Source organism: Sphingomonas sp. A2-49 (genome assembly GCF_025548555.1).
Taxonomy (GTDB): Bacteria; Pseudomonadota; Alphaproteobacteria; order Sphingomonadales; family Sphingomonadaceae; genus Sphingomonas.
Genome location: NZ_JAJLPA010000001.1, coordinates 596304 through 622654, shown reverse-complemented (window position 1 = coordinate 622654; position 26351 = coordinate 596304). Strand labels below are relative to the sequence as shown.

The following is a 26351-nucleotide window of genomic DNA, read 5'->3' as shown; positions in this document are numbered from 1 at the left end:
CAGTAGAGGCCGCCCCCGCGTCGTAGTCGTTCAGGCTGCTTCGCGGTCGACCGCGTTGTCCTCCCCGTCGCCGGCGTCCGCGTGGCTCATAGACGTGCCGTCCAGAGCAGGTGTGCTCTCCGGCGCTGCCTCGGCAGCCTGAGCCGGTGTGAAGCGCATCGCCGTCGGCAGCCACCCACGCGCCAAGTGCTTCGTGCCGACCTCACCGATGAAGTCGCCAGCGCAGATCTTCTCGCACGCGGCGGCGAGGTCGGACTTCTTGGCGTTGCCATACCGCGCGGCGAGCGCCGGCCCGTCGATCTCGGCAAGCGCGTCGAACATGACGGGCTTGGTGACCTTGTCGAAGAAGTTGGCGGCTGTCGGCCGCCACCATGCCGCGACGTCGATGCCGAGCAGCTGGCCTAGATGATCGTGAAAGTCACAGCCGCTCGCGCCGGCACCGAGCACGCTCGCCTCGAGTGTGGAAGCGACAGCGTGTCCGAGCCACGCGGCGCGCTCATCGGCGCCAAGCGCCCGGAAGGCATCGAAGCGGGCGCTCGCCGTCTCCAGCATGGTCCAGCTTCGGTCGAGTGCTTGCTCGGCCTCGATCCTCGCGAGCGTTGCCGCGGCCTCCGGTGTCTTGAAGCCGATCACAGGCTCCTGAGGCGCTCGGGCGCTGAGCGACGAGCCGTACCGCTCGACCCCGTGTCCAGGCTTGCGATCGATCATCAGGAAGATCGCCAGATCGAGGGCGAAGTCCGGGTCGGCGGCGACATGGACGGCGAGGATATCGCGGCGCTGGATCGCGAGTTCGTCGGTCAGGCGCTGTGACAGTCCCACTGCGCGGGTGGGCGAGGCTGGCCCTTCGTCGCCGGCTTCACTCTCTGTCACCGCCTCTGGTGCCTGGGCCGGTTCGACATAGAGCGTCTGATGGAGACGCGGGGTGCCGTCCGGGCCCAGCACGAGGAAGGCACCCACCGTGGGTCGCAGCTCCTCAGGCAGGACGGGAGGCTTCTCGGTGAGCGTCTCGATCGCCTTTTCGATGCTCTCGAGTTCGGTTTCTGCGACGGCGCGCTCGTCGTCGCTGCTGTTCTCGTCCTCGATCAGCGCCATCTTGTCCGCAGCGTCCGCCTCCAGGGTTGCGATCTGGTCCTGCTCGGATTCCGTCAGCGACGGCGGCGCGAGATCGACGCGCTGCAGGCCCTCGGTCTGCTGCCAGTCGACGTAGCGATCCAGCGTCGGGCGCACCCAGGCGTATCCCGTCTCGGCTGCCACCGCAGCGGCAGTGGCTTCCATCTTCTCGGTGGCGAGACGCTCGAGGATGGCGATGTCGAGCCAGCGCGTGGTGCTGTCGTCGGCGAACAGGTCGCGATCGATCCGCCCACCCGCGGCGAGATACGCATCTTCCCCGACGAGGCGGGCGCGCGGGTCAGCGCCGGAGACCGTCGCCTGCGTCATCATGCGCCGGATGCTGTCCGGATGTGCACCGCCATAGCCGCGGCTCATCTGGTCGAACACGTGGGCCTGACGCTCGCGATCCGGGGTTGAGGCGTAGGCCTTGGCGATATCGAGCGTGATCTCGCCATCGGCGAGCGCCTGGAAGACCATGGGTGCGAGGCTCGCCAGCCGCAGCCGACCTTCGACGAACCGCACGGTGACCCCGAAGCGGCGAGCGACGCCTTCGACATCAGATCCCTGCTCGATGAAGTGCTGGAAGGCGAGGCACTCGTCTGCCGGGTTCAGCGCAAGCTTCTGGAAGTTCTCGGCCAGGCTCGCTTCCGCCACGGCGCTGCCGAGGTCGTCAAGGACAAGGCAGGGAACGGCGAAGTCGGTCGGGAGCTTCCCTTCGTCGGCGAGAGCCTTCAGCGCGCTGTGCCGCCGTCCCCCGGCCTCGACGGCGTAGGTGCCCCTCGGCTTCTTGTTGGCGGTCACGATCAGGTTCTGGAGCAGCCCGCGTGCCTCGATATCGGCACGGAGCTGGGCATCGGCTGCGGCATCGCTGCGGCGGCGGACGTTCCGCTTGGACGGCACGAGCTTGCCGAGCGCAATAGTCTGGATCATCGTCGGTCTCCTTGGTCACGAGCCTCGGGCGCGCCTGCGCCGGCTCGCGTCCTCGACGCCTCCTTTCCTCTTCTAAGTCGTGGGAGGGTGGCGGGTTGCCCGAACTCAGGCGATGAGGCGGGTCAGACGCTCATCGACCGACGTCGCGAACGGATTGACCACGACGGTCCCGCGCCATGAGAAACCATCGCTCATGTCTTCGGAGAGGAGGACCGTGCAGCCGGCTTCGGCGGCGGCGTTCACGATCAGCGAGTCCCAGAACTGCAGCTTGTGGGTTGTGGCCAGGTCGAGCGCCGACAGGGAAGCCGAGGCGTTGCTGTCCGCGGTTCCGAAAGCCTGCGCCATGCGCAGCACCGCATCGCGCGCCTCGTCGCGTGATGCACCCGAGCGGGTGAGGACGACATAGAGCTCACCCAGGACCTGGACTGGCACGACGAGGGCGGCACGACCGCGCAGCTGCTTCAGGAGCATGCGGCTGGCGTCGATCTTCACTGCATCATCGGCATGCCGGTCAACGCCCGCGACATAGGCCAGCACGTTGGTGTCGAAGGCGACGCGGGTCACTCGTACAGATCTTCGCGGCGCCACGCGTCCGCCCGTCGGCGCGGCAGAGTGGCGACGAAGTCGAGCAGCGCATCGAGCGCGGGGCCCTGCCGGTCGAGATCATCGATCGGCGTGACCTTTGCGACCGGGCGGCCACGCGATGTGACGACGAAGGTTTCGCCGTCCTGCACGTCGCGCAGCATCTCGGAGAAATGCTGGTTGGCGTCGCTGGCGCTGATCGCACGTTCCATGGCCCGACCTTTCTAGTGGTAACGTCTAAATAGATGATGAGCGAGGCGCTGTCGAGCCGAACCCATGATCTCGACTATCTGCGCAACGCGGTCATGATCTCCGGTGCCTTTGGAGCCGGAACGAACAGCCGGGTCTGGTACCGGATGATCTCGACGACACAGCCGAGCGCCTTCAGCTCGGGCAGGCGCGCCGGATCAAACCCTGTGAGCTCAAGCCGCTGCGACCCGCCGACGAGCGCCCGCTTAGCGTGCAGCTTGCCACCGTTGCCTACGGGGACAGTTCGCCCATCCTCGAGCACCGCCCTGACGAGATCGTCCGGCGCGACCACGGGCGCATCGAAGCCGAACCGACGGCCAAGCTCCGCCAGCGCCAGCGCGGGGATCTGCCTCCCGAGCGACGATTGTCCTGTCTCGTCGACCACGCGCACCACCTGGGCGAGTTCATCGGGCAGGGCGTCCCAGATCGGCAGGAGCAGACCGGTGACCAGGTGCATGGTCACGGTCGACGTGGACGCAATCAGTTCGTCTACCTCGGCGGTCCAGGCGGACGCGAACCTGTCAGCTGTGGCGATGGTCCAACGTGTGTCGGCGAAGGCGTCACGATCAAGACGTTGGCGGCGCAAGGGACGAACGATCTCATAGCGCGGGCATAGCGTACCGTCCTCGCTGAGCACGCTCCGGCCATCCAGGCGCAGGGCGCTGCGACCTGACTGTTCGTTGACGAGGAAACGGGCATCCTTCCGTCGTGCGAGATCCATTACGTCGTCCAACGACAACGGCCGCGGGCGGCGTTCTAGGCCTAACGTGAGCAGATGCGTGGTGGAACCGCTGGTGGCATCGGTCCGGATCACGCGATCCTGCTCCACGCGCAACCGCTCGACCGCCAGTGTCTCGACGCCGAGGTCGAGCGTACCCGCCTTGCGCGCCGAGTCTACGCGCGCCTCGACCAGACCGAGATACTCGTCGAAGATCGCGTTCTGGAGCGCGATGGGAAAGGCGAGGAGACGGTTCAGCCATCGCTGTATCGGCGGCAGGTCGTCGCGCAGACCGCCGTCCTCAGCGGCAAGGCGGAGCCCCGAACGATCCTCGAAGTCACCCCGCGTCGTCGACTGAAGCTTCCCGGCATAGAGCAGGCGGTACCAGGCGATCAGCGCATCCTTGGCATAGTCGCTCTCGAGATTGTCGGCGGGGTCGAACAGGTTCTGACCACCGGTCTGGCGTTGTCCCCGAGTGAGCGCACCCAACGTGTCGAGGCGGCGAGCGATGGTCGAGATGAAGCGGCGTTCGCCGCGCACATCGGTCGTGACGGGCCGGAACAGGGGCGCCGATGCCTGCGCCGAGCGGTGGGTACGGCCGAGGCCCTGGATGGCCGCGTCGGCGCGCCAGCCGGGCTCGAGCAGATAGTGGATGCGGCGCGCCTGGTTCTTGGCGCGTAGGCAAGCGTGGTAGCTGCGTCCCGTTCCACCGGCGTCACTGAAGACGAGCAGTCTCTTGGTGCCGTCCATGAAGGCCTGGGACTCAGCGAGGTTCGACTTGGGCGTGCGGCGTTCGAGGCGCTGCGCACTGTTTGCATCCACGACGAGGCGGCGGGTGCGCCCGGTCACCTCTGCGACCTGGGAGGTGCCGAACCGCTCGATGATCGCGTCGAGCGCCGTGGCGATTGCCGGCAGGGCGCAGAGTTGCTCGACCAGAGCATCGCGCGCGGCCAGTGCGGCCTGGCTGTGCACGGGACGACCGTCTTCGTCGGTCATCGGCTCGGAGCGAACCGTGCCGTCCGCATCGGTGAAGACTCGCATCTGGCGGGTAGGAAAGGCGCCGAGCAGGTAGTCGACGACATATTCGCGAGGGGAGAGGTCGATCTCGAGCGCTTCGCGCTCGGCCGGAGCGAGTTCGGCCAATCGCCGCGCGAGCATCGCCTCGGAGGTGGAGACCAGCTGCACCACGACGGCGTCGCCGCGGCCGAGGTCGGCTTCGATGGCAGGCAAGAGGCTCGGCAGCTTGGCGGACAGGAGCAATTGCGCAAAGAAGCGCTGCTTGACGCTCTCGAACCGGGACAGCGCAGCCGATTTGGCATTCGGGTTCAACGTCGAGCCGGAGACGGTATCAACGACCCGGGTTTGCTCGAGCGCGGCATTCAGGTTGCGATGAATGATCGCCCAGGCCTCCGCATAGGCGTCGTAGACGTGGATCTGCTCGGGGGTGAGCGTGTGCTCCAGCAGGTCATATTCGACCCCGGCGAAGGACAGCGCACGCGCCGTGTAGACCCCAAGCGCCTTTAGGTCGCGGGCGACCAGCTCCATTGCCGCGATGCCGCCCTTGCGGACGCCGGTGATGAATGCCTCGCGGTCAGCGAATGCCGTTCCCGGTCCCCAGAGCCCGAGGCGTGTCGCATAGCTGAGGTTGGCGATGTCCGAGGCGCCCGTGGCCGAGACGTAGAGGGCGCGAGCGCGGGGGAGATGGTTCTGCAGCCGCAGACCTGCGACGCCCTGCTCCGATCCTTTGACCCGGCCGCGTGAGCCTTCGCCGCCCGCCGCGTTCGCGAGCGCGTGCGCTTCGTCGAACGCGATGACACCGTCGAACGCCTCGCCTGCCCAGTCGAGGATCTGGCGAAGGCGGGTCGCGTCCTCGCGCCCCGAGCGCAGTGTCGGATAGGTCACGAAGAGGATGCCGGCATCGAGCGCGATCGGCGTGCCGAGCTTCCATTGTGACAGGGGCTGGACGTCCAGTGCCATTCCGCCGAGCGCGCCCCAGTCGCGCCGCGCGTCCTCCAGCAGGGCTTCGTTTTTGCTGAGCCAGATGTGGCGTCGCCGTCCCCGCTGCCACTGATCGAGAATGATCCCGGCGATCTGACGCCCCTTTCCGGCGCCGGTGCCATCGCCGAGAAAGAAGCCCGCGGCATACGCAGCTCCGTCATCGGAGACTTCGAGCAAGCTACCCTCCTGGGCCGTATTGAAGCGACCCGGTAGGTCACGCTCGAAGGCCGCGCCGGCGTAAATGAGCGTTTCCAGCTGCGCCGCGGACAGCAGTCCTTCGGTGATGACCTTCCGGGGCAGCAAAGGCGCGTAGACCGGCCGGGGAGCGGCGATCGAACCCATCGCCAGCGACTCGACGAGCGGGGTCGGGTGATCCTGTCCGTCGGGAAGGCTGAGCCGGCTTGGCCGCCACGGCAGGTAGATGCCGGCCGTCTCGCCGGTTGGGCTTGGTTCCTCGAGCGCAATGACCCGCAACGGCTGCGCCTCGGCATCCTGGTGCTCCGGCTTCGGAAGCGTGGGCGCGCGTGAGGCGCCACGAATCCCGCGGAAGAGCGACAGGCGCGGGGCGCGGGACGGCGAGGGCGGCGAAGGTGAGGATGGCGGCGTTGCGCGGGGAGGAAGCCGATCGACGAGTTCAAGGGCGCCAGCAAGGTCCTCGATGTCCGCCACCATTGGCACGCCGCCGTCAGTGACCCGGTCCCAGACGGCCAGCCGCACCGCGATGCCGGTGCCGTGCTTGGCATAAAGGCCGCGCCTCAGCGTCAGGTCCATGCGGCAAGTCCAAAACGAACCAAGCAGATCGCGACTGGACCAGGTCGGCATCAGCGCCACGATCCGTGTGCCGTCGGGGAGGCGTTTCGCAGCACCGAGCAGGTGGCGATCGGCTGCGTTCCGATCTTGGCCGCGTCCTTCGGAACGGGCGAAGGGAGGGTTCATGATGACGACGGTCGGGCGTTGGTCCGGCGGGAGCAGGTCGTCGATCAGCTCCCCGTCATAGCCGGTCACCTGAGCGTCGCCGAACGCCTCCCGCAGACACAGCCGGCGCACCGGGTCGATTTCGTTCAGGATGAGGCGCGTCCCTGCACGCGCGGCCGGCCAAGCGAGCATCCCTGTTCCGGCGGACGGTTCGAGCAGCGTGTCCGCCGAGGAAAGCGCGGCGGCCCGCCCCAGGAGCCACGCGATCGGAGCGGGCGTCGAGAATTGCTGAAGGGCGAGCTGCTCCTCGGTGCGGATGCTCTGCGTCGGCAGCCGGTCGGTCAGGGCTGTGAGTGCGGCGAGCGTCTCGAGGGTGTTGTCGCGCTCGCTCCACGCGGGCGAGGTGAGAACAAGGATTTGCGCGAGCTCCAGCGCGTCATAGGCGTGGCGTATCGACCGATGGTTGCGCGTGCCCGCCTGCGAGCAGGCAGATTCGAACAGCTGCCTCAGGAGGCGCTGGTCGATCGGCTCGCCGGCCTGCAGATGGGCAACGAGTGCATGAGCGAGCTTGATTACCGGCTCGGCGGTCGGGGCGCGTGACAGGACAAATGCGGGCATCGGTAATCTCCCGCCCGACCGGCTTCATTGCCGGCACCAGGGCACCCAGAGCCCCGCTGCCTGTCCTCTCTCCGAAGCGTCAGCGCCGCAGGACGTCATTCCAGTCGTCGCCTGAACAGGGAGGGTAGCGCGCCTCGACCACGCGCCGGCCGAGATGTTCGCGCGCCAGCTTCTCGGCCCGCTTTCCACCCGCATCATGATCGAGGAACAGGACGATCTCCTCGACGCCGGGCGGGAGCTCGATGCGGGAGAAGCGCTCGGTGCCCAGGGTCGCCCAGCACGGCAGGTCGAACAACGAAGTAGCCGACAGTGCCGTCTCGATGCCTTCGGCAAGCCCGAGGCGGCGCGCAGCCGGCGTGAGACGAACAAGGCCGGAGCCAAGCCGACCCAGCGCGGCACGCCGGGGTTCACGACGGGTCAGGCGTCTGCCGTCGCGAGACAGGAATGACCGGTGGACGGCGATGAGGCCCGTTGCATCGGTAACGGACGCGATCATCGCGGGCGAGAAGCGGGTGAACGGCTTCGGCCCGAGTGGTGTGCGGGGATGGAAGCGAAGGGCGGGGGTCGGCTTGATGCCTCGGCCGGCGAGGTAAAGCTCCGCAGGGGAGCCGGCCGCGGCACGCGCGTCGGACCAGAGCTGCTGGGCGGCTCGGCGGCTGAGATCGTCAGGCGCATCGTGCCGCTCTGCGGGAGACCAGCTCGCCGCGCCGGGAAGTCGCAAGGCGTGCAGCGCCTGCAGAACCGCTCCGTTGTCGCAACCCGCGAAGCAGTGGAACAGCAGGCGCTTCCGGCCCAGCCTGACGCTGAGGGACGGCGTCCGGTCGCCATGCGCGGGACAGCGGCACATGCCGCCGCTCTGTCCCCATCGTCCGCCGAGCGACTCGACGATGGCGCGTCCGCTGTCGGCCGCGCCTGTAAAGTGAGGGTCATGGTAGCTCATCGGCGTCTCGCATCTTCGTGTGCAGGCCCCGGCCGCCGCCTCCTCTCCAGGGCTGCTTCGCTGCTTTCCTACAGCAGCACGTTCGCACTATGTTCCAATTCGAGGAGGAAGGGAAGAGCCATGCGAGGACACGATGATCCGATTCCTTACTCCCAGCGTGAGCGCCTTCCCGCTCTTCTTGGTCAGCCCGCCGGCGCTCGCCGAGCAGGTGACACCCTCGGTTGAAGCGCCGACTGAGAACAGCGTCGACGAGGGCATTTCGCCATCACTGGCGTTCAAGCTCGTCGAGCACAGGGTGGCCGGACCCCCGCCGTCGCTTCCCATGCGCCAAGCCATCCCGGCCGTTGCGCGTACGACGTCGCGCCTCTCGGCGACGAACCGAGCTCGCACCCATGTGCTGGCCTTCATCCGGGCGGCCGAGATGCGCCACGCACTGCCGCTTGGGCTGCTTGAGGCTCTGGTCGAGGTTGAATCCGCATTCCAGCCGGGTGCGATCAGCCGAGCCGGGGCAATGGGGCTGTCGCAGCTGATGCCCGCGACAGCGCGCGCGCTCGGCGTCCTCAATCCATTCGACGCGCGCGCCAATGTCGATGGCGGTGCGCGGTACCTAAGAGCGATGCTCGACCGCTTCGGGTCGATCAAACTTGCGCTGGCCGCCTACAATGCAGGTCCGGGGGCGGTCCTTCGCTCGCGTGGGGTGCCGGCCAATAACGAGACGCCAGCCTATGTCGCGAAGGTCCTTGCTGCCTGGTCCTTCGGTGGCGTCCGCTGATCCGGGCCGGCATGCGGTCATCAGGCGCCGTGGGCAACAAGGTAGGCGGTCACCTTGCCATAGACCTTTCGCCTAGGACGTCTTCCTGCGCGGAGGTCGGACACGAAGCGCGGGTCGTGCACGACGATACGGCCGAAGCGGGTCGGGCTCAGGCCCGCGCGAGCGAGGTACTCCTCCACTTTCTGCAGCAGTTCGTTCTCCACAGGCACCGACTCGCTTTACATTGTTCCCGTTATGTTCCATGCTCCTGCCGGTTTTGTCTAGGATGATTCCTATGATGCTCGCGCAAATTGAAGATCCTCGCACAGCGCTCCAGCGGCTGATCGACGAACGCAAGGAAGACTATGCGGGCCTGTCGCGCATGCTTCGGCGCAACGATGCGTACATCCAGCAGTACATCAAGCGCGGAACGCCCAAGCGGTTGCACGAGGAGGACCGGCGCGTTCTCGCCGCTTACTTTGGCGTCAAGGAGGCCGTCTTGGGCGGACCCCAAGAGTGGGAGCAGCCCCCCTTGCAACAAGTGCCCGTGCTCGACGTCTATGCGTCGGCCGGACATGGCGCTGCCGATTTCGGTGAGGCGCGTCGCACGACGATCGGCTTCGATCCGCGTTGGCTGCGCGATCGCACCAAGGGGTCTGCCGATGGTCTGTCGGTCATTCAGGTAAAGGGCGATTCCATGGCACCTACGCTTGCCGATGGCGACGATGTGCTCGTCGACCGAAAGGACGGCGTGGGGCGACTCCGGGACGGCATCTACGTGCTGCGGCTCGACGACAGCCTGATGGTCAAACGGCTCGCCCGCAATCCATCGGGCCGAGGCATTTCGATCAGGAGCGACAATCCGGATTATCCGAGCTGGCAGAACATCGAGCTTGGCCGGATCGACATTGTTGGTCGGGTGCTATGGTTCGGCCGCACCCTGAGCTGATCGCGGTGGACTGAGACATGGCTATGAAGCAACTCAGCCTGCATGTCGTCGGCGCGAACCATCCGAATGCCGATGGCAGCAACCGCCGGTTCGAGATCCTGCTCTGCGTGCCGGGTGAGCCGATCGAGCTTCTCCCCGAACCCAAGAACCCCGCCGATCCGAGCGCCATTGCGGTCGTCAGCGCCCGTCATATTCAGATCGGCTACCTGACGGCCGATCGCGCGCCGTGGATCGGCAGCATGCTACGCAATGGCCGCGAGCTTCAGGCAGTGTTCCAGGAGGCGACACAGCCTGGAGCAGCGATCAGGATCGGGTTCGACGGAGAAGTGCCCGTCCTGCCCCGGTGCGACCGGAAGCGGCACGCCGAAGTCACGACCGAAGAGGTTGATTTCTGGCCCGACGAACTACCGCCGGACGATTGATCATGCCGAGAAGGAAGCTCGACCGCAGCACTCAGCCAAACGTCGCCAGCGCAGACCCAAACTCCGTGCGTTTCCGATCGATGGCTGGTGAGCCGCTTGATCGCCGGGCGCGAAAGCAACCAGCGATCGAGACCGTGCCGGACCATGGTGACCAGCAGGAAGCCTGGGCGATTGCGGCCGAATTGATCACTGATCTGGGCGCGCATGAGGCAGTCGCATGGGCTGACAATTATATGCGGGACCTGCATCGGAAACGGGATTGGCGGGGCATGCGACGATGGGGAATCGTCGGGTCTGCTCTGGACGAGCTGGTAAGCGCCAACGTGCATTAGCGGCGGATCGGACATGCCCCGGGTCCGAGGGTCCGACGCGATGCGAATCGATACCTCGCCCGCGATGATGCTATGCTGCCGTCGAGGTTCCGTAAGCAGCGATCGGAGGATCGGCGGTCATGGATTCAGAAACACTCAGAGCCGCCGCGAGACTGGCGCGGGCGCGAAGCACCCCGCCGCGGTCTGTCGATCATCGGGACGGGCTTGAGCGCCTGGGCGCTCGCTGCGCCTTGGAGCAGCTCGCGAGGGACCTCGAGATCACAGCGGATCATGAGGAACGGCAGCAACGAAAGAGTCGCTGACCGTCGGGCTCGCATCGCCTCACGTCGTCAGGTCGTGGACATGTAGCGCCGGCCGGCGGACAGGTCGTCTTCAACCGGGATCCTCCGCAGGTGGTGGATCACTCAGGAGGTCGCGGGCTCTCTTCCCGAGCTTTGAGGCAGTCGCTCACTGTTGTCAGGCGCGACCAGTGACCGCGATCAACGGATCACTTGCACGGCCATCGGCGAGGACGTCCGCGGTGATGTGGCGGAACCCTGCGCGCTCCAGGTAGAGCCGGACCAGCGCGGCGTGTCCGTTGATGTTGAGCGACCGCCAGATGGCGACTGCCTTTGTCGGGAAACACCGGTTCGAGAAGCTGACGATGAAGGGGGCTTCCCGCACCAGCACCCTTCGCACTTCGGTGAATACGGCGACGGGCTGCTGGAGGTATTGAGCACCGACACAGCAGAGGGCACCCTCGAAGAATCGGTCGTCCAGCGGCAGCGTGGCGTCGCGATTCAGATCCTGCACGAACCAGCGATCCAGCCGCGGATTGGCGGCGAGCTCTTCGGCGTTCATGCCATGTCCGACGACAGGGGCGTAGGTCAGGTCGGGCGGCAGGTGGCTGACCCAACTCGACATGAGGTCGAGTACCGGCTTGTCCTCGGGCAGCAGCCCTCGATAGTGCGCGGTCAGCGACGCCACCGCCCCCTCGTCAATGTGCGTGACCAGCCGCGGAGGGGCATAGAAAGCGAGATCATCGCCGGTATCCTGCTTCGTGAAGGCGCCAGCGGGCAGCTCGGGGAGCGGGTTCATCACGGCGCGCGGTCCTGCTCTCTCAGCCAGTCTGCATAGGGTGTGTTGGCGACCATGTGCCGATTGAGGTCAGGCGTCCCATCCTGCCACCATACGGGCCCACGCTCGCCCAGCGCCACCTTGGCTTGGTCGACCTGCGCGTGGGCCTCGGCAAGGCGTGCCTTGTCGGCCGCGCGCAGCGCAATCCCTACGGCGCGTCTCGCCGCCATGAGTTCGCCGACCAAGGCTGCGCGCTGAGGCTCTGGCAGCGACGGGTTTGATCGTCGCCACAGGCGCCCGCGGACGACGAAGTAGCGTCCATCGGGTGTGACCGGATAGTCCTTTGCGGTCACGCTACCGTCTTGCTTGAGGTTGTCGACGGGATCAGGCGAGGCGAGCTTTCGCCAGGCTCATGGGACGAAACTCCGCCAAGGAGTGCGGTGAGTGTCGTCGGCTGAAAGCCACGGGCATCTACGCCGACGTCGAACTGGCGCGGCAACGGCTTCAACTTGCCATGACTGTGCCCATGCAGGTTGATCGAGCGGCGATGCTGCCCGTTCCAGCTCCTGGATGGGTAGTGGCAGAGCACCAGCACAACGCCGTCCAGCGTAAGTTCTGCATAATCCTGAACGCTCGCCCAGCCTGCGGCAACGCCGGTTGCGGGATCGTCATTGTTGCCCCGGACGAGGTGCTTGATGCCGTTGAGCCCAGCCAGAAAGGCCGCGACGTCTGCCGAACGGCGTGCGACGTCACCGAGGTGCCAAACCTCGTCGTCAGGGCCGACGATCTCGTTCCAGGCGGCAACGATCGCCTCGTCCATGGCCGCCACATTGGCGAACGGTCGGCGGTGGATGTTGATCGTGCGATGATCACCGAAGTGCGTGTCGGCGGTGAAGAAGATAGTCATTGCGGAAGGCTCAGAGCATCTCGAGCGGGCGACGGGTGCGGGGGCGCGGGAACGCTGCGTCGAGTGTTGCAAGATCAGCGTCCGAAAGGATGAGATCGGCCGCCGCGCGATTCTCCCGCACATGGTCGATCGAACCTGCCTTCGGAATGGCGATGACGCCGTCGTGGCGCATCGCCCAGGCGAGTGCCACCTGCGCCGGCGTCGCGCCGATATTGCTCGCGGTCGTAGCAAGGGTGCGGTTGGCAAGAAGGCGGCCCTGTTCCACCGGGCTGTACGCCATGGCTGGCATGCCGTGATCGCCAAGCCAGGGCAGCGAATCGTGTTCGGCCCCCCGCCGCGTGAGATTGTAGAGGATCTGGTCGGTCACACAGGCGCCGCCGTCCGCCGCAACAAGCTCTTCCATGTCATCGGTATCGAGATTGCTGACGCCCCAGTAACGGATCTTGCCCGCGGATTTCAGCGCCTCCATTGCCCCAACCGTCTCAGCAAGCGGCACCGAACCGCGCCAATGAAGCAGGTACAGGTCGAGCCGATCGGTCCCGAGCCGCTTCAAGCTCGCCTCGCACGCGCCGGCCAGACGATTTCGCGAGGCATTCTGCGGATAGGCCTTGCTGACCAGAAACAGCCGGTCGCGCACGTCGCTGAGCGCTTCGCCGATCAGGGTTTCTGCCGCACCGTCACCATACATCTCGGCGGTATCGATCAGCGTCATGCCGCACTCGACGCCCGCACGAAGCGCCGCAATCTCGCTCGAACGGCGCTCGCGGCGCTCGCCCATCATCCAGGTTCCCTGGCCAAGCGCCGGCACCTTCTCGCCGCTGGGTAGCGTCACCGTCTTCATCATCGCCTCGCACATAGGAACGCTCAGCGACCAACGTTGCAGCGGTCGTTCGGGCGCATCGGCGCCGGCTGGAATGTCGCCCGTCATGTCCCATCTAGGAGGCTTGGGATTAGGATGGGTGAGCAAAATGGCGGGCGGGTGGACGCGCGACGGCGCTATCCAGGATCAGATCGACGACACGGTGACCGACGCCGTCCTGTTCGCGCGATCAGGCCTTCCCGGAGGGGAAAGTGCAACGCACTGCCAGGAGTGCGGCGAGGAGATCCCCGAGGCCCGCCGTCAAGCGCTGGCGGGCGTAAGGACATGCGTACAGTGCCAGTCGCAGCGCGACAGCCGAGCTGTTCTTTCCGCGTTCAATCGACGCGGCAGCAAGGACAGCCAGCTGCGCTGACGCCATCAAGCTAGCCGGCTATTGCCTCAGGTCGGTTTCGACTTGCGAGGCTTGGGTTTGGGCGTGGGAAGCTCGGCGACCGTGACCCGGACGAACTCGGCAAGCCAGTCGCCGTCTTCCCATCGGTCTGCATCAACCAGCAGGCAGGGCTTCGCGCCCGGGTAGGGTGGCGCTTCGTCGAGATTGGGTCCTAACGTCCGCCCGCTGACGGTGGTCTTGATGAAAAGCTGGCCGTCGCAGATCATTCCGAACATCTTGCCGCCGCAGTACAGTCCGTACTCGCCGAACATTGGCCTGGCCGAGACGTCGCCTGCTGCGGATAGCTGATCGACGATCAATGCGACGGTGTTTCTGTCGGATGCCATGATGCCACCATGTCCGATCCACGGAGAAATTTCGAGACGTTACAAGCGGCGTGCCCGTTGGGCGGATCCTTGAACCGCGATTGCTCGCTGCGGCGGTGCGAAAAGCCGTCCGGTTACAGCGTGTTGGGCAATTCACTTAGTCGGTGCTCATCATCTGACGTGAGCCATGGCGGAGAGAAAGGCCGCTTCTGCGGGGTAAGCGGAGTTGCGCTATCCTTCATCGGTGAGCGGCGCGATCCCTGGCAACCCGCGCCGTATCACCTGCGCGCGTAAGGACTAGCTCCTGCCCCAATATCCGCTATGCTGGATATATGGAATCGGGATTAGCCATCATTGCGCTTGGTGCATTGGCTCAAGGCACACGCCTGGACACCTTTCGCCTGCTGGTGCGCCATGAACCAGACGGCATGGCGGCGGGTGAGATCGCTCGTCGGCTCGACGTGCCGCAGAACACCATGTCCGCACATCTCGGGATCCTCGCCCGCGCCGGCCTTGTACGAGCCGAACGACGCAGCCGCTCTATCATCTACCGCGCCGATCTGGACGGCCTGCGCGCGCTGACGCTGTTCCTCGTCAAAGACTGCTGCGCCGGCAACGCGGAGCTGTGTGCTCCGCTCATCGCCGAACTTGCCCCTTGCTGCTGAGAGGACGCTTCGTGCCTGTCGATATGATCATTTATCACAATCCCGAGTGCGGCACCTCCCGCAACACCCTTGGCCTCATCCGCAATGCCGGCATCGAGCCGCATGTCGTCGAGTATCTGAAGACCCCGCCCGCCCGCGCGCTGCTGGTCGAGCTGATCAATCGTGCCGGCATGACGCCCCGTGAGCTGCTCCGCGAGAAGGGGACGCCTTATGCGGAGCTGGGCCTGGGCGACACGGGGCTGTCCGACGATGCGCTGGTGGACGCGATGATGGCACATCCGATCCTCATCAACCGGCCACTGGTCGTTTCACCACTTGGCGTGAAGCTTTGCCGACCGTCCGAAGCCGTCCTCGATCTGCTGCCCGCGGATGAGCTCGGCGCGTTTGCGAAGGAAGATGGCGAGCAAGTCGTCGATGCATCAGGCCAGCGCGTCGCCTGATGCTCCTTGCCGTCCTGATCTTCGTCGCCACGATCGCGCTCGTCATCTGGCAACCCAAGGGTCTCGGGATTGGATGGAGCGCGATGGGCGGGGCCGCCGTGGCGCTGCTTGCGGGTGTCGTCACGCTGTCGGACGTGCCGGTGGTGTGGGGCATCGTCTGGAACGCGACGGCTGCATTCGTCGCGATCATCGTAATCAGCCTGCTGCTCGATGAAGCCGGGTTCTTTGAGTGGGCAGCACTCCATGTCGCACGCTGGGGCAGGGGGCATGGGCGGAGGCTGTTCGTCCTCATCGTGCTGCTGGGCACAGCAGTATCCGCGTTGTTCGCCAATGACGGCGCGGCGCTGATCCTCACGCCGATCGTCATTGCCATGCTGCGGGCGCTGGGCTTCAAGGACAGGGCGACGCTGGCGTTCGTCATGGCGGCCGGGTTTATTGCCGACACCGCCAGTTTGCCGCTTGTCGTCTCGAACCTGGTCAACATCGTGTCGGCCGACCTCTTCAAGATCGGCTTCGGTGAATATGCCGGCGTGATGGTGCCGGTGGATCTGGTGTCGATCGCGGCAACGCTCGGCGCGCTCCTGTTGTTCTTCCGGCACGACATCCCGCAAGCCTATGACGTGGCGGCGCTCCGGCTTCCGCGTGACGCGATCCGCGACGCTGCGACCTTTCGCGCCGGGTGTACGGTCCTGGCGCTGCTGCTCGCCGCATTCTTCCTGCTCGAACCTCTGGGCGTGCCCGTCAGCGCCGTAGCCGCTGCCGGCGCGGTCCTGCTGCTGGTGATCGCGGGCCGGGGTCATGTGATCCAGACCGGCAAAGTGCTGCGCGGCGCACCGTGGCAGGTCGTGATCTTCTCGCTGGGTATGTACCTGGTCGTCTATGGCTTGCGAAACGCAGGCCTCACCGATCATCTCGCCGCGCTGCTCGATCGCACCGCCCAGGGCGGCGTGTGGGGCGCTGCGCTCGGAACCGGCGTGATCGCGGCCGTCCTGTCTTCGGTGATGAACAACATGCCGACCGTGCTGGTGGGTGCGCTCTCGATTGACGCCGCGCACGCCACGGGCGCGGTCAAGGAAACGATGATCTACGCCAACGTGATCGGCTGCGATCTCGGCCCCAAGCTGACGCCGATCGGTTCGCTCGCGACGCTGCTGTGGCTTCATGTTCTCGGCCAGAAGGGTGTGCGGATCGGGTGGGGCTATTACTTCCGGGTCGGTGTCACGCTGACGGTGCCGGTGCTGCTCATCACGCTTGCGGCGCTCGCCATCAGGATCAGCCTCGCATGACGAGCATGGTCGTCACCCTGCTTCGATCCGGCGATCTGGACGAAATGGCAGGCCCTTTGACGGCAGCCCAACTGCCGATCGCGGACCTGGGCGAACCCGGCCGCACCTTCTTCCGCTTTGACGATGCTCAAGGCCTCATCGGATATGGTGGTTTGGAAGGAAGGGGAGCCGATCGCCTGCTTCGCTCGGTCGTCGTCACCGATCGCAGAGGGCGCGGAATCGGCCGTGCCATGATCGCCGGGCTCGAACAGCAAGCTCGCGAATACGGAGTGGCACACCTCCACCTGCTGACGACGACGGCCGCGTCGTTCTTCCGGAGCCTCGGGTTCGCTAATGCAAGCCGCGAGTCCGCTCCGTCGACCATCACCGCCTCGCGTGAGTTCACCGCGCTCTGCCCCGCCTCGGCCGTCTATCTCGTGAAAGCTCTCTGATGTCGCTGCGTTCATTGATCGATCCTGACAGCCTTCCCGCGCTCGATCCCGCCTTCGTCCGCCAGCGACCCGCGCTGAGCCTGGGTGCTCTCGATCCGGCGCCACGCATCCTGTTGCTCTATGGGAGCCTGCGCGAGCGGTCGTTCTCGCGGCTCGCTGTCGAGGAAGCCGCGCGCCTCCTGCACCTGTTCGGAGCCGAAACGCGCATCTTCGATCCATCGACGCTGCCGCTTCCCGATCAGGTGAAGGACGACGATCATCCTGCGGTCCACGAGCTGCGCGAGCTGTCGATGTGGTCGGAGGGGCAGGTCTGGTGCAGCCCTGAGCGACACGGCCAGATCACCGGCATCATGAAGGCCCAGATCGATCATCTGCCGCTCGAAATGAAGGGAATGCGCCCAACCCAGGGTCGCGCACTCGCGGTCATGCAAGTGTCCGGCGGATCGCAGTCGTTCAACGCGGTCAACACCCTGCGCCTGCTCGGCCGCTGGATGCGCATGTTCACGATCCCGAACCAGTCGTCCGTCGCCATGGCTTACAAGGAATTCGACGAGGCAGGCCGCATGAAGCCGTCGAGCTATTATGATCGGATCGTCGACGTGATGGAGGAGCTGGTACGCTTCACCGTCCTGCTGCGCCCCCATGCGGTCCAGCTCGTCGATCGCTATTCGGAGCGCAAGCAGGTCGGCGTGCCGGTCGACGAAGCAACCGACCTGTCGAGCATCGCCATCGCGCGCGCCTGACGCTCATGCGTGATCGAACGCTTGGAGGATCGGGCACGGCCCGGCTGACCCGCTTCCGCACTCTCTTGCGAGATGGCGAAGGGAGGCGCGCACCCGCTCAAGCTCCTGGATCTTGGCGTCCAGTGCCTCAATCCGCTCATTGGCAAGCTCGCGTACGCGGGCGCGATCGTCGGTTGCGTCGAGCGCTAGCAGTTCGCCGATCTGCTCCAACGTGAACCCGGCTGCCTGCGCCGATCGGATAAACCGGAGGCGGCGCACGTCATCGATTCCGTAGCGGCGAATACTGCCGCTCGCGCCGGAGCCTTGCGGCCGGTCTGGCGTATCGAGCAAACCCCGGCGCTGATAGTAGCGCACGGTCTCGACACCGACGTCTCCTTCACGCGCGAAACCCGCAATTGTCAGCGCCGCCATGCCTTGACTCCGTACTATAGTACGGACCCTATATAGGCTCCGCGAACAGGACGGAGAAGTGAGATGGCGACCGCGGCGCCCAAGAAAGCGACGATCTATCGTATGGTGATGCCGGCGCACACCTGCCCCTATGGCGTGAAGGCCAAGGATCTGCTGCGCCGGCAAGGTTACGAGGTCGAGGATCACTGGCTGCGCACGCGCGAGGACACGGACGCGTTCAAGGCGGAGCATGACGTGAAGACCACGCCGCAGACCTTCATCGGGGGTGAGCGCGTAGGAGGCTTTGACGATCTGCGCCGCTTCTTCGGCAAGGCGGTGCGCGATCCCAAGGCCGTCACATACCGGCCCGTAGTCGCGGTGTTCGCCATGACCGCCCTGATGGCGCTCGCGGCCAGCTACACTGCCTTCGGTTCGCCGTTCACGGTCCGCGCTGGGGAATGGTTCATCGCCTTCTCGATGTGCGTGCTCGCCATGCTGAAGCTCCAGAACGTCGAGAGCTTCTCGAGCATGTTCCTCAACTACGATCTGCTCGCCAAGCGCTGGGTGCCCTATTCCTACGTCTATCCCTACGCGGAAGGTGTCGCGGGCGTGCTGATGGCGGCAGGTGTGCTCACCTGGCTGTCGGTGCCGATCGCGCTCGTTATCGGGACGATCGGTGCGGTATCCGTCATCAAGGCGGTCTATGTCGACAAGCGCGAACTCAAGTGCGCCTGCGTGGGCGGAGATAGCAACGTACCTCTCGGCTTCCTCTCGCTGACCGAGAACGTGATGATGGTCGCCATGGCGCTATGGATGGTGATCGCCCCGGCTGCGCTCTCGATGCCGCACTGAGCCGTTGACTTCAGGTCCAAAAGGCTGCCGGTAGTGGGCGTGAAGTCCGGGTCTCGTCCTTTTATCAGCGTCTTTCGCACGGCCGTCCTGGCCGTGCTTGCGATGATGCTGCTTATCCGGCTGGGGCCGATCTGCGAAGCCAGTGCTCAAGCCGCTCCGATCGCGTCGGTAATGGCCGGGTGCGAGGAGAAGAACCCTTCGGCCCCGGGCAAAAAGGCGCCGCAAGCGGCCTGCGCGACGCCCTGCATCGCCGTCCCCGGGGAAGCCCTGGCGAGGGTCGAGCCGTTATCCTCACTCCCAATCGCCGCCTGGCCGTCGCCGGCTACTGTCATGAGCGGGTGGCTGATACCGCCCGCCACTCCACCTCCGCGAGCCGTGTGACCCTCCAACAGGTTCACACATTTAATCAACGGAGATTTCAATGACCAAGTTCAAGCTGATCGGCGCAGCGCTGGCGCTCGCCCTTCCCACCGCAGCCTTCGCGGCCGGGTCCTGCTGCGCCGACATGGCGTGCTGCAAAGACGGTGCCGATTGCTGCAAGGACGGCAAGGGCGATTGCTGCAAGGACATGAAGAAGGGCGACGATCATGCCGGTCACGACATGTCCGGAATCCCTAAGAAGTAAGCCGGGGAGGGAGGCGTTTGCGCCTCCCTCCTTTTAGTGGTGGGCGAACACCTTGCGTCCACCAGGTCCGAACGCAACGACGTCGTAGGGCTGGGCCTTCATGCCCGGCATCTCCATGCCCGGCGAGCCCATCGGCATCCCGGCAACCGCGAGCCCCATCACACCCTTCGGGTGCGTTGCCAGAGCCCGCTTCATGTCGGCGATCGGCACATGACCCTCGAAAGTCATGCCGTCGATGATGGCCGTGTGGCACGAGGCTAAGTCCGCAGGTACGCCCCGGGCCTTCATGAACGCGGGCCGGTTCGCGTCGTCGACCACGCGGACCGCGCGACCGAACTGAGCCTTCACCTGCTGCGCCCACTTTTCGCAACATGGGCAGCCCGGATCACGGTGCATCAGCACCGGCCCGGCAGCCACGGCTGCGACCGGCATGGCGAACGTTACAACAGCGGCGAGAAGGCGGGTGCGGGTCATATCTGTTCCTAGATGGTCGCCCCACCGCAGGCCAGCCCTGCGGTGGGGCGGTCGCCGATCACTGTGCAGCCTTGCCGTGCGCCCGCAGCCAGGCGTTCAGCTCACCGACTTCCTTGTTCTGCTCGGCGATCGTCTTGGTCGCCATCTGGCGGACCTTTGCGTCCTTGGCTTCGCGCAACACTATCTGCGACATGGCAATACCGCCGCGATGATGCTCGACCATTTTGCGGACCCAGGTTTCGGTCGCATCGGCACCCATGGCCGACATCATCTTCTGATGCATCTGCATCTCAGAGGGCGGATAGGGGTTGGCCCGTGTCGGCTGCATCATCTGACCATGGTTCATGCCCGAATGATCCATGCCCTGCATCTGGGCGATGGCCGGGGCGGCGCCGAGTGCGGCCGCGAGAACCAGAACAGTCAACTTCTTCATCGTGTCGCTGCTGCGTAAATGCCCCCGCCCACAGGAGGGATACGGGCGTGCGGACCGTATCCCTCACGCCCGGGATCGAATTCAGTGGATCGGCTGCAGCGTATTCACCCCGGCGCTCTCGTCGGTTTCAGGCGGGGGAGGGGGAACCTGCTTGTCACGGTAAGAGGGCAGGTCGGGCGCATTCGCAGGCGTTGGGTTTGCCTCAAGCCTGGCAATGGCTCGCTTCATCTGCGTGATTTCGCGGACCTGCGCGTCGATGATCCCGTCCGCCATCTTCCGCACCTCCGGATCTTTGATGTGCGCGCGCTCGCTAGTCATGATCGCGATCGAGTGATGCGGGATCATGGCCTTCATGTAGCTCATGTCGTCCACCGTTTCCTGGCTGCGGACGAGCCACAGCGCGAGCGCGAACACCACGATGCTAACGCCGATGATCGCGGCATTCGTCCGCTTGTTCTTGTACATCGACCACATAAAGAGGAGCATGATGATCGCCATCGTGGCGCCCATCACGAAGGCCATCCAGAACCGCGTCTGGCTGAACTCGATATGCCCGAGGGCATAGACGTTCACGTACATCAGCCCGAACATGACAACGGTCGAGGTCGCCACCATCGCCGCGAAGCGACCGTAGCCCATTCCCATGTTCATTTTGCCTTTGTGCTCATCCATCATGCGACTCCCTGTCTGGAATTACGCCCCCCGGCTACGCGGCGCGACCGTCTCGGCCAGCGCATGAAAAGAAGGATTGCGCCCGACACCGCGAAGACGAGACCGCCTGCGGCAAAGGCGTTGAGCCACGGCGTGTTGAACCGCTCGTGCTCGGTCCAATCCATGATGTGGAGACCCCAGAAGAAGTCGTACAGCCGCCACGTTCCTGTCCGGACCGCCGTGAGCCGTCCCGTCTCGGCCGCTACATAGATGCGGGTGGCGTCATCGTCCGCGAAGGAGGCACGCCATGCCGGCAAGGCCCCGCGATACTCTGTACTGGCTTGTTCGACCCGTTCGATGGTGGGCGCGGGCACACCAGCCCCCCGATACGCTTTCTGAGCGATTGTCCCGGCCACCCCGGCATCCAATGGTGGAATTGGCGCAGCCGTGCGGGCGTCCAGCAGACGGATGTGACCATCCACAAGCTGTGCCTCGACGATCGGCCGCCCGAGCAGCATGCGGTGCTGAAGCTGCCGGACCGGCGCTCCGGCTGCCGCGAGCAAGGCAGGTAACGATGCGAAGCCTTGTATGCTCGACAGCGCCGGCTCGGCGTTCCGTTCGATCCGGTGATCGCCATGCACCGTGTCGATCGGGAGCAGGCTCATCACAAGCCCGCTGGTGAACCAGACGATCGCCTGCGCGCCGATCAGGAGAGCAAGCCAGCGGTGGATCTTGCTCGCTCCAAGGTGGAGGCGGAGCCGCGGGCTCAGAACCAGGTCCTCACGCCGGCGACGAAGCTGAAGCCGCCCGTGTCGTCGCCCCGTGCCCGCGAGAAGCGGGCGGTGTCGCCGAACTGACGTTCCCACGACACGCCGACATAGGGCGCGAACTCACGGCGGCCCTCGTAGCGAAGCCGCAGACCGGCCTCCAGGTCCGTTAATCCGGAGCCGATACCGGTATCGCGCACGTCCTGGGCCGCGAAGTTGGCCTCCACCCTGGGCTGCAGAACAAAGTAGTTGGTGATGCGCTGGTCGTAATAGCCCTCGGCGCGGGCGAGCACGTCACCCTTGTCGGAGAGGAACAGCGCTCCCTCCACTTCGAACTGGTAGGGGGCCAGGCCCTCGATCCCGATCGTCGCATAGGTGCGCGACGGGTTCGGCTTGAAGTCGTAGCGGACGCCGGCCTGAAGGTTCCAGTAGGGATCAAGGGCGTGGCTGTAGAGCGCCTGCACCTCGGCGCTCTCCAGCGACTTGCCGAAGCCGCCTTCGCCCTCCGACTTCAGCCAGAGCCGGTTGATGTCGCCCCCGATCCAAGCCTCGCCATCCCAGCGGTAGCCATCGCTTCCCTTGCGGGCCTGATACTCCGCGAGATTGAAGAGCACCTGATAGTAGGTCATCCCGCCATGCTCGCGCCGCAGATCGTTCTCGCGCGAGTTGGCCATGGCGTCCGCCCCCCAGAAGCGATCGGCGAGATGATCGCCGGACGGCGCGGGAGCGGGCCTATTGCCGGGAAGAAGGTCGGTCCCGACCTTGGCGCCTGCCTGGCTACCCTCCATCGCCATACCAGGCATCGCGCTCATGTCATGCCCGGCATGCGGATCCTGCCCCGCTGCTGCCGGGGAGCCCATACCGGGCATAGCGGACATGTCGTGGCCGGCGTGCGGGTCCTGGGCGGGCGCGGCCTGCTGCCCGCCCATGTTCATGCCCTGCATCCCGCTCATGTCGTGACCGGCGTGCGGATCGGCCGCCGGCGCCAGTGCGGCTGGGGCACGACGGGGGGCCGCGCGCCGAACAGGGGCCTTCCGTTTGGTCGCAGGTTTCGCGGCTGCTTTCCGCGCGGGCTTGGGGGTAGCCTTGGCCGCGGGCTTCGCCGGCATGGTCATCCCCGGCATGTTGTGCATGGAATGATCCATGCTCTGCCCAGACACGGGGCTGGCGACGACTGCCGAGGCGAGGCCGGCGAGAAGGAGTGACCGCTTCACGCTGCTGCCTCCCCGGCCTTGCGGACCTGGACGACACGCATCATCCCTGCGTGCATGTGGTAGAGCATGTGGCAGTGGAAGGCCCAATCGCCTTCCTCGCCTGTCACGTCCCAGCTCACCGTGCCGCCTGGCTGCACGAGCACGGTATGCTTCCGAGGCGCGTAAGCGCCTTTCCCCGTCACCAAGTCGAAGAAGTGACCGTGGATATGAATGGGGTGCCCCATCATCGTGTCATTGATGAGGGTGACACGCACCCGCTCGCCGTGCAGCAGGGTGATCGGATCGGGACTCTCCGACAGCTTCTCGCCATCGAAGCCCCACATGTATCGTTCCATGTTGCCGGTAAGGTGGAGCTTGATCTCGCGCTCGGGTGCCCGCGTGTCGGGATTGCGGTCCAGGGCAATCAGATCGCGATAGGTCAGCACGCGGTGCCCGACATTCTCCAGCCCCTGACCGGGCTCGCCGGTGCGATCGATGGGCATCGCCGAAATGGTCTGGACGCCTGGTCCCTTCTTCACACCCGGGGCCTTCGAGAAATCGCGCATGTTCATGCTGCCCATGTCCATGCCGGCCATCGGCTGCCCATCTGTCATGCCCGGCATCGCACCCGACCCATGATCCATCCCGGCCATGGCGCCGGCAGCAGCGCCGGCGGCACCATGGTTCATCTGGGAATGGTCCATGCCCTGCATCAAACCGGCACCTGCGCCATGGTCCATACCGCTATGGTCCATGCCCGCCATCGATCCAGCCTATGCGCCCGTCGCACCGCTCCCCATGCCCTTTATGGAACCGTGATCCATCGTGCTCATGTCATGGCCGCCCATGCCCATGTCCTTCATGGTCGCGAGCGGCCGCTTGCGCAGCGGCGGGACCTCGGCAGCCATGCCCTCGCGGGGTGCGAGCGTCGCGCGCGCCATGCCGGAGCGATCGACGCTTTCGCCCACCAGCGTGTAGGCGCGCATGTCGGGCGGCGTGACGATCGCGTCATAGGTCTCGGCCGGACCGAACTGGAACTCGTCGATCTGAACGGGGCGCACGTTCAAACCATCGGCCGCGACGATCGTCATCGGCAGGCCAGGGATGCGGACGTTGAAGGTCGTCATGGACGATGCGTTGATGAAGCGAAGCCGCACCCGCTCCCCCGGCCGGAACAGCGCGGTCCAGTTGTCCTTGGGACCATGGCCGTTGACCAGATAGGTGTAGGTCGAGGCGGTCACGTCGGCGACGTCGGCGGGGTCCATCCGCATCTTGCCCCACATCAGCCGCTCTTTGAGCGGCTGATCCTTGCCCGCCAGCAGCCCGCTTAGGGTCTGACGCTGGCGGTTGAAGTAGCCCGACTCCTTCTTGAGGCGGTCGAACAGGTAGTGCGGGTGCTGGAAGCTGTGATCGGACAGCACGATGACGTGCTCGCGATCGAACTGCACCGAGTCGGGGTCCTTTGGGTCGATCAGGATCGGCCCGTAGTGCCCCTCCTGCTCCTGGAGCCCCGAGTGGCTGTGATACCAGTAGGTGCCGCTCTGGATGATCGGGAACTCGTAGGTGAAGGTCGATCGTGCCGGGATGCCTGGAAAGGCAATGCCGGGCACGCCGTCCATCTGAAAGGGCACCAGCAGCCCGTGCCAATGAATAGAGGTTTCCTCATCCAGATCGTTAACGACGTGGAGGCGCACGTTCTGCCCCTCGCGCAAGCGGATGAGCGGAGCGGGCACGGTGCCGTTGATGCCGATCGCGTGGCTCTGCCGCCCGTCGATCATCATCATCTGGTGAGCGATCTTTAGCGTAATGTCGTCGCCCGAAACTGTCGGCAACGGCTTGGCGATGCCCGCGGACACCGGCTGCGCCCACGCCGGCATATAGGCCGACAGAGCAAGGCCGCTTCCGGCTAGGGTGGCACCGCGCAGCACTTGGCGGCGGTCGAGAACGCGCGACATGAAAGCTCCTAGAAGGTGGGCCGCTACCGGCCCGTTTCACTCCTTCTACGCGTCCCGCACGCCGATCCCTTGTTCGGTGTTCAACTTTTCGAGGAGGCGCGAGCGGGCACGGTAGAGGCGGGTTTCGACAGCCTTCTGGCTGATCCCCAGCACGTCGGCGGTTTCGGCTTGGCTCAAACCCTCGATGGTGCGCAGCACTAGAGCCTCTTTTAGATTCATGGGCAGAGCGGAAATGGCATCTGTTACCCGGTCCAACTCCTGGCGGTCGGCTGCGCCGTCGTCGATTGCCACCTGATCGTCCACCACAGCTTCGGCCCGATGATCGATGGGGGCCGCAAACGAGAAGAACCGGCGCACAGCGCGCTTTCGCGCCCAGTCACGACACTTGTTGATCGCGATCGTCGAAAGCCACGCCTTCATAGCGCGCTGTCCGTCGTAGCGCGGGAGGGCCTGGTGTGCTGCGACGAACGTCTCCTGCACCAAGTCGAGCGCCTCGTCCGGTTCGCCGACGCAAGCCCGCGCGAGCCGGAACACCGGCTGTTGGTAGCGCCGCACGATTTCGGCAAAAGCGGCCTGCCGACCGGCAATGCTGAGCGTCGCCAGCTCGCCATCGGACAGCGTGGTCCAATCGAGGCTCACCCCTGGCCGTCGGTGAGCGCCTTCACCACCGCAGCATCGAATTGGGAGGTCTGATCGGCCCGCAGAAGCTGCCGCATGGCGAAGATGTGCGCCAACGTGGCCTTCTGCAGCTCGCCCATCGCGGCATGGCTCTGATCGACCGCGGCCGTTACCCGCGGACCGTTGCCGTGCTCGGCCTCGATCGCCTCGGCGAGCCGTGCATTGGTCGCGCGCAACTCCAGCTCGAGAGCGCTCCGTTGCACCGCGAACCGGTCCTCCAGAACCTTCAGCTTTGCCTGCTGATCGGCATCGAGCGCGAGCTTGTGGTGCAATACATCGTGCAGCGCGGCACCGGGCTGCTTGGGATGGGGCAACAGCGCACGTCCGACGAACACGCCTCCAATCGCCGCGACAAAGGCGAGGACGACACACAGAACGACGCGCTTGGTCGAGGTCACGGCTCGCCTATCAGCAAAGTCGAGGGTGCGAGCGGCGAAGCCCCACCAAGCGGTGCGAGCGACACCGCGGGGCTCGCGGTCGCCGGCAACTCTGCTCCGATCATGCCGATCGCCAACGCCGCGACCGTCACCACACCGATGCCGAGCCCGGCCTGCCGCACGACCGGCCGGGTGCCGATGCGGGCGAGAACACGTGCTTCGACGTCGTCGAGCGCGGCCGGAACAGGTGCTCCCGCCAATCTCGCCAACGCTCTGTCCAGATCATCCATGTTTTCCACTCCGCCCCTCTAACACTGGTTACGCAGCGCTGCCCATCA

The 26351-nt window shown here is 65.6% G+C and carries 31 protein-coding genes and 1 pseudogene; 11 read left to right on the top strand and 21 right to left on the bottom strand.

The annotated features are described in order from the left end of the window. Nucleotides 1-30: 30 nt before the first annotated feature. The 5 genes from LPN01_RS02995 to LPN01_RS02975 all read right to left on the bottom strand — a co-directional run bounded on the left by LPN01_RS02995 (nt 31) and on the right by LPN01_RS02975 (nt 8060). Nucleotides 31-2040 carry a ParB/RepB/Spo0J family partition protein gene (locus LPN01_RS02995; protein ID WP_262826851.1) on the bottom strand — a complete coding sequence of 670 codons (2010 nt, stop codon included), beginning with the start codon at nt 2038-2040 and terminating at the stop codon, nt 31-33. Between the two features lie 105 nt (nt 2041-2145). Continuing rightward, a complete protein-coding gene (locus LPN01_RS02990) occupies nt 2146-2604 on the bottom strand; it encodes a PIN domain-containing protein (RefSeq protein WP_262826850.1) in 459 nt (152 codons plus the stop codon). After that, nucleotides 2601-2834 carry a type II toxin-antitoxin system Phd/YefM family antitoxin gene (locus tag LPN01_RS02985; RefSeq protein WP_262826849.1) on the bottom strand — a complete coding sequence of 78 codons (234 nt, stop codon included), beginning with the start codon at nt 2832-2834 and terminating at the stop codon, nt 2601-2603. Before LPN01_RS02985 ends, LPN01_RS02990 begins: the two co-directional genes overlap by 4 nt. 74 nt (nt 2835-2908) lie before the next feature. Further along, nucleotides 2909-7120 carry a strawberry notch family protein gene (locus LPN01_RS02980; protein ID WP_262826848.1) on the bottom strand — a complete coding sequence of 1404 codons (4212 nt, stop codon included), beginning with the start codon at nt 7118-7120 and terminating at the stop codon, nt 2909-2911. A 79-nt stretch (nt 7121-7199) separates the two neighbouring features. Beyond that, on the bottom strand, nt 7200-8060 hold the full coding sequence (locus tag LPN01_RS02975) for a toprim domain-containing protein (RefSeq protein WP_262826847.1): 861 nt from the start codon (nt 8058-8060) through the stop codon (nt 7200-7202). Nucleotides 8061-8193: 133 nt separating this feature from the next. On the opposite strand from LPN01_RS02975, the gene LPN01_RS02970 reads away from it, so the two are divergent. Further along, nucleotides 8194-8832, top strand: coding sequence for a lytic transglycosylase domain-containing protein (locus LPN01_RS02970; protein WP_262826846.1), 639 nt, complete (start codon nt 8194-8196; stop codon nt 8830-8832). A 20-nt stretch (nt 8833-8852) separates the two neighbouring features. On the opposite strand, the gene LPN01_RS02965 is transcribed toward LPN01_RS02970, so the two are convergent. After that, a complete protein-coding gene (locus tag LPN01_RS02965) occupies nt 8853-9035 on the bottom strand; it encodes a hypothetical protein (protein WP_262826845.1) in 183 nt (60 codons plus the stop codon). 86 nt (nt 9036-9121) lie between these two features. On the opposite strand from LPN01_RS02965, the gene LPN01_RS02960 reads away from it, so the two are divergent. Together LPN01_RS02960 and LPN01_RS02955 are read left to right on the top strand one after the other, a co-directional pair. Then, nucleotides 9122-9760, top strand: coding sequence for a helix-turn-helix transcriptional regulator (locus LPN01_RS02960; protein ID WP_410482788.1), 639 nt, complete (start codon nt 9122-9124; stop codon nt 9758-9760). Nucleotides 9761-9783: 23 nt separating this feature from the next. Continuing rightward, entirely contained in the window at nt 9784-10182 is a 399-nt protein-coding gene (locus tag LPN01_RS02955; protein ID WP_262826844.1) for an HIRAN domain-containing protein, read from the top strand. A gap of 788 nt (nt 10183-10970) precedes the next feature. On the opposite strand, the gene LPN01_RS02950 is transcribed toward LPN01_RS02955, so the two are convergent. Genes LPN01_RS02950 through LPN01_RS02935 form a run of 4 tightly spaced genes read right to left on the bottom strand, consistent with a single transcriptional unit; the run spans nt 10971 to nt 13318 of the window. Beyond that, nucleotides 10971-11591 carry a methyltransferase type 11 gene (locus LPN01_RS02950; RefSeq protein ID WP_262826843.1) on the bottom strand — a complete coding sequence of 207 codons (621 nt, stop codon included), beginning with the start codon at nt 11589-11591 and terminating at the stop codon, nt 10971-10973. Beyond that, a complete protein-coding gene (locus tag LPN01_RS02945) occupies nt 11591-11923 on the bottom strand; it encodes a hypothetical protein (RefSeq protein ID WP_262826842.1) in 333 nt (110 codons plus the stop codon). Before LPN01_RS02945 ends, LPN01_RS02950 begins: the two co-directional genes overlap by 1 nt. After that, a complete protein-coding gene (locus LPN01_RS02940; RefSeq protein WP_262826841.1) occupies nt 11920-12477 on the bottom strand; it encodes a metallophosphoesterase family protein in 558 nt (185 codons plus the stop codon). The genes LPN01_RS02945 and LPN01_RS02940 overlap by 4 nt, the downstream gene beginning before the upstream one ends. Before the next feature lie 10 nt (nt 12478-12487). Then, on the bottom strand, nt 12488-13318 hold the full coding sequence (locus tag LPN01_RS02935) for an aldo/keto reductase (protein ID WP_262827060.1): 831 nt from the start codon (nt 13316-13318) through the stop codon (nt 12488-12490). Nucleotides 13319-13445: 127 nt separating this feature from the next. Here LPN01_RS02935 and LPN01_RS02930 point away from each other — a divergent pair, with 127 nt between their 5' ends. After that, complete coding sequence (locus LPN01_RS02930) at nt 13446-13709, top strand: DksA/TraR family C4-type zinc finger protein (protein ID WP_262827059.1); 264 nt, start codon at nt 13446-13448, stop codon at nt 13707-13709. A 26-nt stretch (nt 13710-13735) separates the two neighbouring features. Here LPN01_RS02930 and LPN01_RS02925 read toward each other — a convergent pair whose 3' ends face one another. Further along, nucleotides 13736-14074: a TfoX/Sxy family protein gene (locus LPN01_RS02925; protein ID WP_262826840.1), complete on the bottom strand. Its 339-nt coding sequence runs from the start codon at nt 14072-14074 to the stop codon at nt 13736-13738. Between the two features lie 311 nt (nt 14075-14385). On the opposite strand from LPN01_RS02925, the gene LPN01_RS02920 reads away from it, so the two are divergent. Genes LPN01_RS02920 through arsH form a run of 5 tightly spaced genes read left to right on the top strand, consistent with a single transcriptional unit; the run spans nt 14386 to nt 17618 of the window. Then, on the top strand, nt 14386-14718 hold the full coding sequence (locus LPN01_RS02920) for an ArsR/SmtB family transcription factor (RefSeq protein ID WP_262826839.1): 333 nt from the start codon (nt 14386-14388) through the stop codon (nt 14716-14718). Nucleotides 14719-14741: 23 nt separating this feature from the next. After that, a complete protein-coding gene (gene arsC / locus LPN01_RS02915; RefSeq protein ID WP_410482787.1) occupies nt 14742-15158 on the top strand; it encodes an arsenate reductase (glutaredoxin) in 417 nt (138 codons plus the stop codon). Further along, a complete protein-coding gene (locus LPN01_RS02910; RefSeq protein WP_262826837.1) occupies nt 15158-16444 on the top strand; it encodes an arsenic transporter in 1287 nt (428 codons plus the stop codon). Before arsC ends, LPN01_RS02910 begins: the two co-directional genes overlap by 1 nt. Continuing rightward, complete coding sequence (gene arsN2 / locus LPN01_RS02905) at nt 16441-16875, top strand: arsenic resistance N-acetyltransferase ArsN2 (RefSeq protein WP_316746625.1); 435 nt, start codon at nt 16441-16443, stop codon at nt 16873-16875. Before LPN01_RS02910 ends, arsN2 begins: the two co-directional genes overlap by 4 nt. After that, on the top strand, nt 16875-17618 hold the full coding sequence (gene arsH / locus LPN01_RS02900; RefSeq protein ID WP_262826836.1) for an arsenical resistance protein ArsH: 744 nt from the start codon (nt 16875-16877) through the stop codon (nt 17616-17618). The genes arsN2 and arsH overlap by 1 nt, the downstream gene beginning before the upstream one ends. 3 nt (nt 17619-17621) lie before the next feature. Here the strand turns inward: arsH and LPN01_RS02895 are convergent, their stop codons facing one another. Continuing rightward, a complete protein-coding gene (locus LPN01_RS02895; RefSeq protein ID WP_262826835.1) occupies nt 17622-18029 on the bottom strand; it encodes a MerR family transcriptional regulator in 408 nt (135 codons plus the stop codon). 63 nt (nt 18030-18092) lie between these two features. Here LPN01_RS02895 and LPN01_RS02890 point away from each other — a divergent pair, with 63 nt between their 5' ends. Further along, nucleotides 18093-18860, top strand: coding sequence for a glutaredoxin (locus tag LPN01_RS02890; protein WP_262826834.1), 768 nt, complete (start codon nt 18093-18095; stop codon nt 18858-18860). Nucleotides 18861-19281: 421 nt separating this feature from the next. Then, nucleotides 19282-19485, top strand: coding sequence for a hypothetical protein (locus LPN01_RS02885; protein ID WP_262826833.1), 204 nt, complete (start codon nt 19282-19284; stop codon nt 19483-19485). A 33-nt stretch (nt 19486-19518) separates the two neighbouring features. On the opposite strand, the gene LPN01_RS02880 is transcribed toward LPN01_RS02885, so the two are convergent. The 9 genes and pseudogenes from LPN01_RS02880 to LPN01_RS02840 form a co-directional block, all read right to left on the bottom strand. Further along, nucleotides 19519-19959 carry a DUF411 domain-containing protein gene (locus tag LPN01_RS02880; RefSeq protein WP_262826832.1) on the bottom strand — a complete coding sequence of 147 codons (441 nt, stop codon included), beginning with the start codon at nt 19957-19959 and terminating at the stop codon, nt 19519-19521. Nucleotides 19960-20017: 58 nt separating this feature from the next. After that, the gene (locus LPN01_RS02875; protein ID WP_262826831.1) at nt 20018-20392 is read right to left on the bottom strand and encodes a DUF305 domain-containing protein; all 375 of its coding nucleotides are present in this window, start codon (nt 20390-20392) and stop codon (nt 20018-20020) included. 81 nt (nt 20393-20473) lie between these two features. Next, entirely contained in the window at nt 20474-21067 is a 594-nt protein-coding gene (locus LPN01_RS02870; protein WP_410482778.1) for a DUF305 domain-containing protein, read from the bottom strand. Continuing rightward, nucleotides 21064-21708 carry a hypothetical protein gene (locus LPN01_RS02865; protein WP_262826830.1) on the bottom strand — a complete coding sequence of 215 codons (645 nt, stop codon included), beginning with the start codon at nt 21706-21708 and terminating at the stop codon, nt 21064-21066. Before LPN01_RS02865 ends, LPN01_RS02870 begins: the two co-directional genes overlap by 4 nt. A gap of 101 nt (nt 21709-21809) precedes the next feature. Then, the gene (locus LPN01_RS02860) at nt 21810-22943 is read right to left on the bottom strand and encodes a copper resistance protein B (RefSeq protein WP_262826829.1); all 1134 of its coding nucleotides are present in this window, start codon (nt 22941-22943) and stop codon (nt 21810-21812) included. 77 nt (nt 22944-23020) lie between these two features. Further along, a pseudogene (locus tag LPN01_RS02855) lies at nt 23021-24958 on the bottom strand (copper resistance system multicopper oxidase). 45 nt (nt 24959-25003) lie between these two features. After that, the gene (locus tag LPN01_RS02850; protein WP_262826828.1) at nt 25004-25597 is read right to left on the bottom strand and encodes an RNA polymerase sigma factor; all 594 of its coding nucleotides are present in this window, start codon (nt 25595-25597) and stop codon (nt 25004-25006) included. Further along, entirely contained in the window at nt 25594-26034 is a 441-nt protein-coding gene (locus LPN01_RS02845) for a periplasmic heavy metal sensor (RefSeq protein WP_262826827.1), read from the bottom strand. The genes LPN01_RS02850 and LPN01_RS02845 overlap by 4 nt, the downstream gene beginning before the upstream one ends. Then, a complete protein-coding gene (locus LPN01_RS02840) occupies nt 26031-26303 on the bottom strand; it encodes a hypothetical protein (protein WP_093330861.1) in 273 nt (90 codons plus the stop codon). The genes LPN01_RS02845 and LPN01_RS02840 overlap by 4 nt, the downstream gene beginning before the upstream one ends. Between the last annotated feature and the right edge of the window lie 48 nt (nt 26304-26351).

Bases quoted from the DNA above. Each gene is read 5' to 3' on its own strand.
- LPN01_RS02935 (WP_262827060.1), bottom strand. From the start codon at position 13,318: ATGAAGACGGTGACGCTACCCAGCGGCGAGAAGGTGCCGGCGCTTGGC.
- LPN01_RS02950 (WP_262826843.1), bottom strand. From the start codon at position 11,591: ATGAACCCGCTCCCCGAGCTGCCCGCTGGCGCCTTCACGAAGCAGGAT.
- LPN01_RS02970 (WP_262826846.1), top strand. From the start codon at position 8,194: ATGATCCGATTCCTTACTCCCAGCGTGAGCGCCTTCCCGCTCTTCTTG.
- LPN01_RS02930 (WP_262827059.1), top strand. From the start codon at position 13,446: ATGGCGGGCGGGTGGACGCGCGACGGCGCTATCCAGGATCAGATCGAC.
- LPN01_RS02870 (WP_410482778.1), bottom strand. From the start codon at position 21,067: ATGATGGATGAGCACAAAGGCAAAATGAACATGGGAATGGGCTACGGT.
- arsN2 (WP_316746625.1), top strand. From the start codon at position 16,441: ATGACGAGCATGGTCGTCACCCTGCTTCGATCCGGCGATCTGGACGAA.
- arsH (WP_262826836.1), top strand. From the start codon at position 16,875: ATGTCGCTGCGTTCATTGATCGATCCTGACAGCCTTCCCGCGCTCGAT.
- LPN01_RS02985 (WP_262826849.1), bottom strand. From the start codon at position 2,834: ATGGAACGTGCGATCAGCGCCAGCGACGCCAACCAGCATTTCTCCGAG.
- LPN01_RS02920 (WP_262826839.1), top strand. From the start codon at position 14,386: ATGGAATCGGGATTAGCCATCATTGCGCTTGGTGCATTGGCTCAAGGC.
- LPN01_RS02895 (WP_262826835.1), bottom strand. From the start codon at position 18,029: ATGGCGGCGCTGACAATTGCGGGTTTCGCGCGTGAAGGAGACGTCGGT.
- LPN01_RS02880 (WP_262826832.1), bottom strand. From the start codon at position 19,959: ATGACCCGCACCCGCCTTCTCGCCGCTGTTGTAACGTTCGCCATGCCG.
- LPN01_RS02955 (WP_262826844.1), top strand. From the start codon at position 9,784: ATGAAGCAACTCAGCCTGCATGTCGTCGGCGCGAACCATCCGAATGCC.
- LPN01_RS02875 (WP_262826831.1), bottom strand. From the start codon at position 20,392: ATGAAGAAGTTGACTGTTCTGGTTCTCGCGGCCGCACTCGGCGCCGCC.
- LPN01_RS02925 (WP_262826840.1), bottom strand. From the start codon at position 14,074: ATGGCATCCGACAGAAACACCGTCGCATTGATCGTCGATCAGCTATCC.
- LPN01_RS02890 (WP_262826834.1), top strand. From the start codon at position 18,093: ATGGCGACCGCGGCGCCCAAGAAAGCGACGATCTATCGTATGGTGATG.
- LPN01_RS02980 (WP_262826848.1), bottom strand. From the start codon at position 7,120: ATGCCCGCATTTGTCCTGTCACGCGCCCCGACCGCCGAGCCGGTAATC.
- LPN01_RS02865 (WP_262826830.1), bottom strand. From the start codon at position 21,708: ATGAGCCTGCTCCCGATCGACACGGTGCATGGCGATCACCGGATCGAA.
- LPN01_RS02995 (WP_262826851.1), bottom strand. From the start codon at position 2,040: ATGATCCAGACTATTGCGCTCGGCAAGCTCGTGCCGTCCAAGCGGAAC.
- LPN01_RS02840 (WP_093330861.1), bottom strand. From the start codon at position 26,303: ATGGATGATCTGGACAGAGCGTTGGCGAGATTGGCGGGAGCACCTGTT.
- LPN01_RS02910 (WP_262826837.1), top strand. From the start codon at position 15,158: ATGCTCCTTGCCGTCCTGATCTTCGTCGCCACGATCGCGCTCGTCATC.
- LPN01_RS02940 (WP_262826841.1), bottom strand. From the start codon at position 12,477: ATGACTATCTTCTTCACCGCCGACACGCACTTCGGTGATCATCGCACG.
- LPN01_RS02885 (WP_262826833.1), top strand. From the start codon at position 19,282: ATGACCAAGTTCAAGCTGATCGGCGCAGCGCTGGCGCTCGCCCTTCCC.
- LPN01_RS02975 (WP_262826847.1), bottom strand. From the start codon at position 8,060: ATGAGCTACCATGACCCTCACTTTACAGGCGCGGCCGACAGCGGACGC.
- arsC (WP_410482787.1), top strand. From the start codon at position 14,742: ATGATCATTTATCACAATCCCGAGTGCGGCACCTCCCGCAACACCCTT.
- LPN01_RS02860 (WP_262826829.1), bottom strand. From the start codon at position 22,943: ATGCACAACATGCCGGGGATGACCATGCCGGCGAAGCCCGCGGCCAAG.